The 12,912-nt window shown below is 42.5% G+C and carries 7 protein-coding genes; 5 read left to right on the top strand and 2 right to left on the bottom strand.

Annotated features, from left to right (window positions below; translation table 11 throughout):
* Positions 1-195: 195 nt before the first annotated feature.
* The gene (locus tag DEO27_RS30980; RefSeq protein ID WP_112573186.1) at positions 196-810 is read left to right on the top strand and encodes a TlpA family protein disulfide reductase; all 615 of its coding nucleotides are present in this window, start codon (positions 196-198) and stop codon (positions 808-810) included.
* 501 nt (positions 811-1,311) lie between these two features.
* On the opposite strand, the gene DEO27_RS30985 is transcribed toward DEO27_RS30980, so the two are convergent.
* Positions 1,312-3,267 (bottom strand): sigma 54-interacting transcriptional regulator, encoded by a 1,956-nt coding sequence (locus DEO27_RS30985; RefSeq protein WP_112573188.1) that lies wholly within the window; start codon positions 3,265-3,267, stop codon positions 1,312-1,314.
* Positions 3,268-3,270: 3 nt separating this feature from the next.
* Positions 3,271-5,538 (bottom strand): histidine kinase dimerization/phosphoacceptor domain -containing protein, encoded by a 2,268-nt coding sequence (locus DEO27_RS30990; protein ID WP_190295287.1) that lies wholly within the window; start codon positions 5,536-5,538, stop codon positions 3,271-3,273.
* 624 nt (positions 5,539-6,162) lie between these two features.
* On the opposite strand from DEO27_RS30990, the gene DEO27_RS30995 reads away from it, so the two are divergent.
* The 4 genes from DEO27_RS30995 to DEO27_RS31010 all read left to right on the top strand — a co-directional run bounded on the left by DEO27_RS30995 (position 6,163) and on the right by DEO27_RS31010 (position 12,886).
* Complete coding sequence (locus DEO27_RS30995; RefSeq protein ID WP_112573194.1) at positions 6,163-6,765, top strand: RNA polymerase sigma-70 factor; 603 nt, start codon at positions 6,163-6,165, stop codon at positions 6,763-6,765.
* 68 nt (positions 6,766-6,833) lie between these two features.
* Positions 6,834-7,799, top strand: coding sequence for a FecR family protein (locus tag DEO27_RS31000; RefSeq protein ID WP_112573196.1), 966 nt, complete (start codon positions 6,834-6,836; stop codon positions 7,797-7,799).
* A 148-nt stretch (positions 7,800-7,947) separates the two neighbouring features.
* Positions 7,948-11,406, top strand: a complete 3,459-nt coding sequence (locus DEO27_RS31005) for a SusC/RagA family TonB-linked outer membrane protein (RefSeq protein ID WP_223818100.1) — start codon at positions 7,948-7,950, stop codon at positions 11,404-11,406.
* A 10-nt stretch (positions 11,407-11,416) separates the two neighbouring features.
* Positions 11,417-12,886 carry a SusD/RagB family nutrient-binding outer membrane lipoprotein gene (locus tag DEO27_RS31010; RefSeq protein ID WP_112573201.1) on the top strand — a complete coding sequence of 490 codons (1,470 nt, stop codon included), beginning with the start codon at positions 11,417-11,419 and terminating at the stop codon, positions 12,884-12,886.
* Positions 12,887-12,912: the final 26 nt, after the last annotated feature.

Genomic DNA, 12,912 nt, shown 5'->3' on the forward strand with positions numbered 1-12,912 from the left:
TTACACCCTTGTACAGGCGATTCGGGCCGCGTTCTTTTGTAATTTTTAGTTAGTAGTTAATCAATAAGCGCTGTTGAAACAGGCGGCGCTTATTACACCTGACTCCTCATCGCCTGCCGAAAATTGCAACAGGAGTGGGGGCTAACTGCAGGTTCAGGAAATCCGTTTTATTAACATATATATATTTAAAAATCCATGAAAAACCCGTTTAAATGCACTTTCTTTTGTCTTATTGCTGTATTTTTTGCTTTATCTGCAAAGGCCTCTGATTATCATCAAAAATCCGTTCTGGGTGCTGACAGTTTGCTGAATTATCCTGCACCTGATTTTACGCTGAAAGACCTCAGTGGTAAAATGGTATCGCTTTCCGATTATCGGGGAAAAACGCTTGTCATTGATTTTTGGGCAACATGGTGTCATTATTGCCTCAAATCTTTTCCTTCGACGCAATTAGTGGTTGATAAATACAAGGACGATCCCAATGTGGTGTTCCTGTTTATCGATACCCGTGAAGTGAAAGAAAACTACGTTGAGCTCATCAGGAAACTGCTTTCCGACCATCATTATACTTTTAACGTAGTGCTTGACAAGAAGGGGCCGGATGGGGTGCAAAACAAGATATTCAAGCAGTACGGGGCCGAAGGCGTACCGGCCACATTCATCATAGACCGGGATGGAATTGCCCGTTACAAGGTTTTAGGTTACGATGAAGAACTGCCGACGGATGCAGTTGTAAAACACATGTCTGAATTGATCGATAACGTTGAAAATTCTCAATCCGGTTTTACGATGGAATTTAAGCCGCTATAGGTGTTTATAAAGCGTTTCGTCTCTGAATTAATTCTGCCAGAAATTGCTGAACAACATTAAGGCAATTCTCGGATAACCCCAAAAGTGCATTATGGGGCTGATAAGAATAATATAATATTGGCGGCCTTGATTTGTATATTTTGCCGTTTTGGGGCTTTGGCGACCATAGATCTGTTGCGAGCATTGATTATGCTACGGAATAGCGATGGACATGGAGGCGCTTGTGTTTTGGCGGTGTACAGTTATTTCCCAAAAAACGCTGAACGCAAACAGCAGTAAGTGTTGTTCAATGAATTCATGCCAATGCAAAATGCACGAGGGTATCGAAACAGGGGATAACTTGTAATTGTTGAAAAATACGCGGCGTGAGATGCCTTTGGAATAAGGTTTAGGAAGCCTTCCGTTTTCACGGGAGGCTTATTTTTTTACAATCATTGATTTTAACACATTTTCAGTAATCCTGTATCTGTGACAGTCTGAATATCGCACGGCCAGGGGTAGTTATTTTTTAAAAGATTTGGTTATTCCTAATTTTTTCATCTTCGAATTTAAAGTACTTGACGGCAATCCAAGGATTTCGGCAGCCCCACCCGGACCTGAGATTTTTCCTTGACATTGATCAATTACATCGATGATATAGTCAGCCTCCATATTATCAAGTGTTTTCATAGCAGTTGAGTTCTTATCCACACCATTGATGCTCAAGGTTTGACCCAGTGGTAATGGCAAAGTGACTTGATCAATAACGGTTCCGTTTGTCAGCAATACGTTCCGTTCTATCAAATGTTCCAGTTCCCTTATATTGCCCGGCCAATCATATGCGGCCAATTGTTTGAGAACTTTGTCAGTAAGACCAGTGACCCTCTTGTTCATCTTTTCTGACTTACACTCTACAAAATGCTGGCACAATAGTGGAATATCACTCTTTCGTTCTCTTAGTGGAGCAAGATAAATGGGAAATACATTCAACCTGTAATAAAGGTCCAGCCTGAATCGTCCTTCAGCAACTTCTTTTTCTAAATTGCGATTGGTTGCTGCAACAATGCGAACGTTCACCTTTATCGTTTTCCAGCTTCCAATACGTTCAAATTCTTGTTCCTGGAGAACTCTTAGCAATTTTACTTGTGATTCTATTGTTAGTTCTCCGATCTCATCAAGGAAAACCGTTCCTCCGTTGGCCATTTCAAATTTGCCCAAACGTCTCTCCGTAGCTCCTGTAAATGCTCCTTTTTCGTGTCCGAAAAGCTCAGACTCTATCAAGTTTCCTGGTATTGCCGCGCAATTGATCGTAATAATTGGTTTTGAGTTGCGGGGAGATAAACTATGTATTGATTTTGCAACTTTTTCCTTACCTGTACCGCTTTCACCTAATATCAATACCGAAATATTTGAAGGTGCTACCAAATTAATTTCATCAAGCATTTTTAATAACACGGGGCTATTACCAATAATTCCATTAAAAGTCTCGGCACTTTTATTAGCTGTTCCCGGCACGAGAGTAATTTGCCTGTCTTCGAGTTGTGGAGATGCCGCAGGTACTTTTTTTTGCTGTACAAAGTCCACCAGCCTGATCAGCTGTTTTTCTATTTTTTCCAAACCTGTAACATGCGCACCGGAATATTCATCAGCGTTTTTACTGTAAAATGTCAAAAGCAAAGTGTCACCCACACCTGAGTATGTGACGAAACTTAGTTTTGCGGCCAGGCCCAAATGAACGCTGATTTGCTTTTCCCATACATCATCCATCAGGCTTAGCTTATACGCGTAATTGTTTAGAAAACCGCTCTGTATCGAAATTGGAAATTTAGGACGGTGCCGGGATGGGTTCTCTGAAGGAAAAACCTGGTGATACAGTTCACCACTTGTCAGAATTTGATATTCATCAAGGCCGGTTCTGATAAAATTATATTCTTCAACTGGTGAATGTCCTCTGCCGAATATTGCAATTTTCATATAATCAAACGGAACTATTGTCTGAAATACCCAGGGAACTTTTGATATCTTATGGCAAGTTTCCCCCGGTGTTTCAAGAATGCTTTGGAACTGCTTTTGAACGATCAGTTCACGCTGCATTTCAAAACGCATATAATTCTGGTGTTTATCTTTGGCGATGTCAAGCATAATCAGCAGATCTTTCTCCCGGAATGGCTTTACTAAAAATCCCGCAGGACGCGTGGCTTTTGCAGCTTCCAAAACACTTTGATTTGTATTAGCCGAAACATAAATAAAACCAATATTTTTTTTATTTAAGTACTCGGCAACCTCAATCCCTTTTGAGCCATCTAAAAGAAAAATATCCAGCAGAACCCAGCCCGGCAAAGTTTCTTCAATCAGTTTTAAAGCTTCCCTGACAGAGATAGCGATTCCACAAACTTCATAGCCAGCCTTTATCAACATAATGCGCAAGTCATTGGCTACTACAAATTCATCTTCGACAATAAGTATTTTTTCTTTCATAAATTAAATTACAGATACCGCCGATTCCGGCTCCTCAAACACGCTCAGCATTTTTGATTTTTTCCAGATTAATTCAATGCATAATCCACCTTCATTCTTCAAATCAAATCTGGCACCCAATTGGCGGCTTAATCCTTTCATCAAATTCATGCCCATTGAGCTTAAACCGTCTAAATCAAAATCGACGGGAAGCCCATTCCCGTTGTCAGCAATTTTTAGGCGCAGCAGCTCATGTTGTTGATTTAACTGGATATTGATAACGCCGTTTTTCCTGCCTTTGAATGCGTACTTAATGGCGTTAGTGATTCCCTCATTTAAAATCAACCCGAGTGGTACTGCCTGGGATACATCCAGTATAAAATCGTCTACATCTGGCAAAAAGGCAATGTAACCGCTTGTGTTAAAGCAATCTTGAAAATAGTTCAGCAGATCGTGGATATAGCTTCGCATGTTTATGCCCGATAAATTGTCGGTTTGGTAAAGCTTTTGGTGTATCAGCGAAATAGATTGCATCCGGTGCTGGCTTTCTCTGATCACATCTAAGGCGGCCTCATCATTTAAATAGGAGGATTGCGAGTTCAGCAGGGAAATAACAATCTGCAAATTATTCTTTACCCGGTGGTGAATCTCTTTCAGTAGCCATTCACGCTCTGTCAGCAGTTCTCTTAATGATTTGTTCTGTGATTGTATTTGTACCTGCTGTTCTGACAGCTCCCGGGTTGCCCGCTGCTTGAGCTGGTAACGATTAAATCCCAATCCAAGCAAAATGACCAGTAGTGCAACGCACCCATAAAGCAGATTTCTGGCCTGTTTTTGAGACTTCATTGTATTACCCTGCAAACGGGTTTGTTGGGTGAGCAATTGAATATTCCTGTTTTTTAAAGCAATATCCTGATCCTTTTTTTCCGTTTCATATTGTATCTGTAAGGCAGCCACCTGTTTCATATTACTTAGTTTCTCAACGGAATCACTTACCGTCTTAAACCGTTGGTAGTGATGGATAGCAGACAAATAATTCCCTTCAGCTGAATCCAGTTGAAAAGATAGTTGTTCAAGGATGATCATATCCGGGCGTTCCTTTTTCATATAGGCTGTATCCTGCAAAGCCTGGATATGTTCTTTTGCCTTTTCAAATTGCCTGGTGGCCAGGAATAATCTAACCGCCGCTAAATGTGCCTGGATGGAGGTAGCTACAAAGGCATATCCCCCCTGACGGATAGCCGCCATCATGGGGGCATAGGTGCGTTCAGCTGCTGAATACTGTCTGGTTGCTACATATGCATCGGTCAGCGCGATATATAATCTTGTATAAATCGGGTCCCTGGGAGAGCATTCCTTTAATCCACGATTTAAGACAGTAATTGCTTTCTCATATTGGTGATTTTTGACATAGGCGTCGCCAAGAGTAGCGATATAAAATAAGATATCCCCTTCAGGCAGGTAACGTGCATTAGACAAGGCTTTCTCCAGGTAGGAGATTCGGACCGCCGGCATATTTTTTTCCCGGTAAATATCAGCCAGTATCGCATAATTATCGCATAATGTCTCTGAGTTGTGATTGTGTTCGGCAAATCTTACAGATACTAAGGCATATTTTATGGCATTTTCAAAATCTCCTTTATCAACATGACATAATGCGAGAAAATAGTAAGGGATTTCGAGTTGTCTGACTTTGTGAACCTTGTAAATAGCCAGGGCCTTATTAAGGAGGAGTATCCCCTTTTCAAATTTCTTTAAAAGCGTTTGATTAACACTATAATACTGTAAAGCATAAGCCAGTTTTACCGAATTGGGCGCAATTTTTTGATAAATTGCAATAGCCGAACTAAAAAGAGAATCAGATGTTTTTGGATCAATTGCTTCAGTAAGGTAATATACGCCCTGCTCCGTTGCAGCATCGGCGACCAGATCGGTGAAACCTCCTTTTCGAGCGACTGATATGGCCTTTTCTAACGATAACTTCAGATGGTTATCGTCATTTTTGAGCCGGTAAATTTTAGCCTCGAGCAAACAAGACATAGCCTTGCCTTTACCGTAATTTAGTGCCGTACTCATGGAAAGGCCCTGCTTGTAATAATTCATTGCAGTATCCACATCACTCTTATTGTGAACAAATTTATCTGCATAGATAATACCCAGACTCAATAATATCCGGGCGCGTACGGTGTCTTTGGCTGAGGATAGTTGTCGATGTAATATGACTCCTTCCTCATCTGCATGCGCTTGCGCTAAAACGTTGCTGGAATAGATCAGCCCCAGGAAAATAATCAATAGAATTCTTAAGTAGGATGGATATCGAATTAACATAGAGTCATTGCAAGTGGTAATAGGTTCTTAATTTCCATTTTTCTCATCACGAATAATGCCATTTGCTAAATAGTACTAAATGAGGGATTTATATAGAATGCAAAATTTAAAAAACAACCAAATATCGTGAGGGGAGGCCTTTTTTGTTGATAAATGAGTGATCGGGCCACCTTGTCATTATATAACTTTTTCTATTTCCGCAGGCTCCGCTGGTATCCCGAACTCGCTTAAACATTTCCAGTTTCATCCTCCGCCCCGCTTCATTGCTGATGTTTTTTAAGCCGGTCATACAGATAGCGTGGCTTAAACTCGTAGCCGAACAGAAATGGTAGACGGGCGAAGCGCCATTTTGTTGCTGTGTTATTCCGACAGCATTTAATAACTTTATGAATTACAATTAGTCGAATTCATACTTTGTTACATATATTTTCCACAGAAAGACATCTTAAATTATCGGAATCACTTTTTCGACGGGGGCGGCTTCCCTAACACCTACAACTTTTGCTTGTTTACAATAACTTAAAGATTCCTTATCACTGGCTCAAAACACGGTTTAATAATTTTGCCCCTGTCCAATAGTGGGTGTATATGACCGGTAAAGTTAATATGACGTTGAATGAGCGGGAAATCCTGGCCAGGTTAAAAGATCAGGATCAAAATGCCTTCACCATCATCTATAACACCTACTCCCCAAAAATCTATCGTTACGCCATCCGCTTTGTAAAATCAAATGATCTTGCCGAAGATGCAGTACACGACATCTTTGTTAAACTCTGGAATAACGCGGAGGATTTGGACATTCAAATTTCTCTTCAAGCTTACTTGTACAAGCTGGCTCATAATCATTTGCTCAACCTGATCAGGAGGGAAGCGGTTGAAGGCCGTTACATTGACGAAATGATGAACAGCGCTGCCGATTTTAGTCAGAATACTGAGGAAACTATCGAATATCGCGAAACCCTCGCCAAAACCCGCCAGGCTATTGATAATTTGCCGCCGCAAAGAAAACTGATATTTGAAATGGGCCGTAGCGAAGGTATGAGCCACAAACAAATAGCCCACGAATTAAATATAGCCGATAGCACGGTTAACAACCAGATTGTAAAAGCGCTTAAATCTATCAAAGAACATTTGCTGGCTACCGGCGCAATAGGGGCGATGGCCGCTTTTATCTTCCTTTTAAAAAAATAAAAATATTTTTTCATTCGCGATAGTTATACCGCTTAACCTGGGTGTCTTTATCTATGTAGGACAGGAATATGGACCAGGAAATCATTTTATTATTACGTAAGTACGTTAACAATAACTGCAATGCCCAAGAATTGGAGCAAGTAAAACAGATCATCACATCCGGGAAATATGATGCTGAATGGGACGCGGTTTTGCAGGAGGAAGCTTTAACTGAGGATGTCGAATTTCCAGACATGCCAGACTTCAGGCAAAGCGAAGTGTTGAACCGTATAAACCGTAGTATCAAACCGGTTAAAAAGCTGACCTTCCAGCGCTGGGGCTTGGGGGCCGCTGCCGCGATATTAATTATGCTGTCGGCAGGTTACCTTTTTTTGGGTAATCAAAAGCCTGTTTTAAATAATCAACCGTTATTGAGTGTATCTTCAATAGCAGGGCAACAAAAAAAGATCACCCTGGCCGATGGTACCGAGGTTACTTTGAATAGCCTAAGCACACTTCATTATAAGGATTTATTTAACGGAACTGAACGTGAGGTTTACCTGGAGGGAGAGGCTTTTTTTAACGTGGTTCATGATGCGCAACGTCCTTTTATAGTGCATACTCAAAAGTTAAATGTTCATGTACTGGGGACTTCGTTTAACGTAAGCGCTTATGTGCATGACAGAAAAACCACAGTAAGCGTAGCAACCGGAAAAGTAGGGGTAAATGTTTCCAATTCATCCCACGCGAATATGCTTTTGCCGGGCGACAGGCTAAGCTATAATGGCAACATTCAAACAGATCATATTAACCCTGATGATGTGATGGGCTGGCAAAAAGGGGCCCTCATTTTTCACCAGGAAAGCATCCGCGATATCGCTCCTGTATTGGAACGATATTACGGTGTGCACATCTACTTCGGCAAAAATCAAAACCCGGGCAAGCAGGTTACCGCCGCTTTTAAACAGAAAACATTGCCACAGGTAATGGAAATATTAGCGCAAACCGGAGGGTTTAGCTATAGGCTGATTAACAACGAAATACATATTGATTAAACCCATTAAACAAGGAGGTACCAAAAAGATACTTTACAAAAAGTATGCGCCCTGTTGTAGCAGGGCGCAGAATATCAACTGAATTTGGAGATTCAATTAACAAAAACACGCGGGTTTTCGACCACCTGCGATAATCAACACTAAAATAATGAAAAAAATATTTAGGTATCAATTTTTGATGCTTGTTTTTATGCTGTGCGCCACCGTGCCGCGCGCAGAAGCGCAAAATACAGAACGCGCTATAACATTTAACAGCAGCCAGGTAACACTGCAACAGTTTATAAAGCAGGTAAAAGATCAACAGGGTATTGAGTTTACATTTGATCAGGATGTGAATTCTCTGATGTCAAAAAAAATCACCGTCAGGAAAAAGAAAACAACCGTTGCTGATGCATTAAAATGGCTTACCGCCGACTTGCCCGTTAAATATAAGGCCATCGATAATTATATCATTCTCAGCCTGGCTAACGGTAGTAAAAGCACCGGCGGCAAAGGCCATATTTCGGGAAAGATAGCGGACGAATCGGGCGAACCTTTACCCGGTGCTACTATCAGCGTGATTGAAGCCGGTGTGTCTGCAACTGCCGATAAGGATGGTCTGTTCAGTATCCCGGTAGCCGCCGGTTCGTACACGCTCGAAGTTACGTTTATCTCTTTTCAGAAAGAGGTTTTGAAAAATGTTTTGGTAGGGGATGACCGTTCGGCCTCAGTTTCGGTTGTAATGAAAGCCCAGCCAAATTCGCTTAACGAGGTTGTGGTTACGGCCCTGGGTATCAAAAAGCGTGAACGCTCATTGGGTTACGCCAGTGCGCAGTTAAGCGCTAAGGATATAAGCACCGTGCCGCAGCCTAATGTGCTAAACTCGCTGTCGGCGCGTGTGGCTGGTGTTAATGTAAGGTCAACAGGTTCAGATCCGGGTTCAAGTGTTATGGTTACCATTCGCGGGCAGTCGTCGCTCACTAAAGATAATCAGCCTTTATATGTAATAGATGGTATCCCTGTTGCGCCCGCGCTTCAAAATCCTACAGCCGGTATCGACGGTAAACAAACTATTGATTACGGTAGCCCTATTGGTGATTTGAGTGCCGATGATATTGCCAGCGTTACCGTATTAAAAGGGGCAAGCGCGGCTGCGTTATATGGCAGTAGGGCTGGCTACGGTGTTATCCTGATCACAACAAAATCGGGTGCCGAGAAAAAAGGTCTGGGGATCAGCTTTAACTCAACCACCATCTTTGATAAGGCTTACTTGTTCCCTCATTTTCAAAACGAGTATGGTTCTGGCGATTCGCCGGTTTCTGATAATACCATCAGTACCAGCGCCTGGGGCCAACGCCTTAACGTGGGTACCAAGCTTGTTCAGTGGAACAGCCCGCTTGATGGAAACGGTAAGCAGATAGCTACCGATTGGGTCTCATATCCTAACCGGGTAAAAGATTTTTTTAAAACCGGCCATACCATTACCAATAATATTGCGGTTTCCAAATCGGGCGAGGCCGGTGATTTCAGGATCTCTTATGCCAATATGCAAAATAAAGGCATTGTTCCTAACACGGATATCAAACGCAATAACCTAAACTTTGCGGGTAACTACAATCTAAAAAAATACATAAGGCTTAGTACAAATATCGCTTACACCAATAACCAGAGCGATAACCGCCCTTCGGCTTACAGCGAAAGCGTTACTTCTGAAGTTTATAAACTTACGCCGAACATTAATATTAATGATCTGCGCAATTACTGGGTGCCGGGCAAAGAAGGCCTGAAGCAATACAACCCCTTATCAAGCGATGATAACCCGTTTTTAATTGCTTATGAGGAAACCAATGGCTTTAACCGTAACCGTTTAACCGGGCATGTGCAGCTTGCTGTTGATCTGCTGCCGAACCTGACGCTTACAGCACGCACCGGTCTGGATTATTACTCAGCCGATTTGAACGAAAAACGCCCGTTCAGTGCAAAGCGTAACCCTACAGGTGCCTACCTTACCGAAAATGATTACTTCAAAGAGCAAAACAGCGATTTCCTGCTAACCTATAAATCAAAAATAGGTCATGACTGGAACTATTCAGTTTCGGCGGGTGGCAACCAGATGGATCAAAAGGTGCGTACCGTGCGTAACTATACCGGTACGCTTACGCTGCCGGGTATCTACAACCTGTCAAACGCTGCCGCCGGTTCCATGATCTTTGCCGAATCAGCCTCGCAAAAACGCATTAACAGTATTTACGGTTTAGGCGAGATCAGCTATAAACAATGGGCATTCTTAAATTTAACTGCTCGTAACGATTGGAGCAGCACCCTGCCCGAGGCTAACAACTCCTATTTTTACCCGTCAGCATCATTAAGTCTTATCGCATCCGATTTGCTGGGCATCAAATGGGATAAGTTATCTTATTTAAAACTTCGCGGCAACATATCGCAGGTAGGTTCGGATACCGATCCTTACCAGCTTTACAACGTGGTGCCCTTTGATACCGATTGGGGTTCGGTTAAAAGAGCGTCGCTATCATACGATCAAAAAAACAGTCAGTTAAAGCCTGAAATAGCAACCTCGTATGAAACAGGTGCCGATATTAGCTTTTTTAACGACAGGCTGGGCGCGAGCTTTACCTGGTATAAAACCAATAATAAAAACCAGATCATCCAGGTACCAACCACCATTGCTTCGGGTGCCAGTACAAAACTGATCAACGCGGGTAATATCCAAAACTCAGGTATCGAATTTTCATTAAACGCGGTACCTTTTAAAGGCAAATTTACCTGGCGCACCGATCTTAACTTTACCCGTAACCGCAATAAAGTTATTTCATTAACTCCCGGTATCACCAATTATTTATTGGGCAGTACCGATGGTAGCAACGTTGAATATCTGATTAGTGAGGGCACCCAAATGGGCGATTTTTATACCCGCAGTTGGAAAAAAGTACCAAGCGGACCCTATGCAGGGCAACCTTTGTTGAATAGCAATGGCCTGCTGCAGCAATCAACCGACTTTGAAAAAATAGGCAACTATAACCCCGACTTTATTTTAGGTATCAATAACAGCTTTACTTACGGCCCGGTTACGCTAAATGTCCTTATAGACTGGCGCAAGGGCGGCAGCTATTACTCATATGTAGCTAAAAGCCTTATCGATGACGGTTTTTTGGATACCACATTACCTGGTCGTGATGCTGCTCATGGTGGTTTAGCCTGGACTGATGGCGACGGCGTAAAGAGAAACGACGGTATGATTGTACCGGGTTATATAGCTAATGCCGATGGCTCATATCGCCAAAACAACATCATCGTTGCTGCAAGTGATTACTATGATAATAAGTACTGGAAATACTACCAGAATGATACTTTCAGCGCAAGCTATGTGAAACTGAAAGAGGTTTCGTTAACCTATACGCTTGACAAAAAAATCATGCGCCATATTCCGTTCATGAGCAACCTGTCATTATCGTTGGTGGGTTATAATTTATATACCTGGACAGCTGCCAATATGGGTTTTGATCCCGAAACAACCATGAGCCTTTCGGGCCTGCGTTACCAGGGCGTTGGTCACTGGACATTGCCAGGCACCCGCTCATACGGTTTTAAACTGAGTGCCAATTTTTAACAACCAACACATGAAAGCTTATTCCCTTTTATATTTAGCAATTGGCGCGATGTTTATTACATCATGCACCAAAGATTTTCAAAAGATCAATACCAACAATAATAGCCCGTCTTCAACCCGGCCCGAATATCATTTTACCGAGGCTATTACGCAAACCGCTTATGCTTACCAGGAAAACGCGTTCGATCGTCGTCCGGCAGCCTTGGGCAGGTATATCACCCTGGTGCGTAATAATGATTATGAAACTTTCAGATGGACAGCCGTTGACTGGAACGACATTTATCAACGGGCTATGATCATCAAAACCATGCAGGACGAGGCTACAACTACCGCGCAACCTGTGTATGTAGCGACAGGTAATATTTTAATGGCCTTTAATATCTCGTATCTAACCGATTTGTATGGCGATGTGCCTTACTCGCAGGCGCTGCAGTCGGTAGCTACAGGTAACATAAAACCTGCTTATGACAAACAGCAGGATATTTATATGAATTTGCTCAAACTGTTAAAAGATGCCAATGAACAGCTCCGCGCCAATGGATCAGGAATTGATGCAAGTGCTGATGCTTTATATGCCGGCAAAGCGCTTCAGTGGCGAAAACTGGCAAATTCCCTGCGCCTAAGATTATTGCTGCGCTGTTCAAAAGTTTATGCAAATGCTTTTACAGAGATTCAGGAGATCATTAACAACAGCGACCAATACCCGATTTTTACCGGCAATACAGACAACGCCGAAGTAATATATCAGGGTGTTAAAAAAGATGACAGCTGGCCGGGTGGCGCGAAAAATATGATCGATGCTGATTTTGCCAAAACAAAGGCCAGTAAAGAATTGGTTGACGCGCTGATTGCCCGTAATGATCCGCGTTTGGCTGTATGGGTAGCACCTGTTGCATCAACCACAGGTTCAACAGTTGATCATAATCAATATGTTGGTGTTCCGCATGCTCTTACTAACCCTGCCGATTATAACGGAGGAGAAACCCACCAGTCGGTATTGTCGTCGTTTTTCAGGCAGGATAAAGCTACGGGCTTAAAAGCAAGCCTGATGATCTATCCGGAAGTATGCTTCATCCTTGCGGAAGCTGTGCAAACAGGAAAGGTGACAGTGCCCTCTAAAACAGCATCGTCACTATATCACGATGGTATTGAGGCCTCAATGGATTATTATGGAGTAAAGTCACAAGCCGCAACCCAGGCTTACTATGATTCACCCCTGGTGAAATATGATGGAACCCAAAAACAATTGATCATTCAAAAATGGCTGGCTATGTTGTTTCGCGGATCTGAAGGCTGGTTTGATTTCCGCCGTACCGGGTTCCCTGAATTTGTAGCCGGGCCAATGGCATTTCAGCCACAGTTTCCGGTAAGGTATTGCTGGCCAACAAGCGAGCCAAACGTTAATAACGATAGTTATCGTGCAGCCATCGCGGTGTTTGGTGCCGATGATATCAATACCAAAATGTGGTATCTCAAATAGTATTATCCCCTAAAACCAACACAATA

The organism is Mucilaginibacter rubeus, assembly GCF_003286415.2.
In the GTDB taxonomy this organism is placed as follows: domain Bacteria; phylum Bacteroidota; class Bacteroidia; order Sphingobacteriales; family Sphingobacteriaceae; genus Mucilaginibacter; species Mucilaginibacter rubeus_A.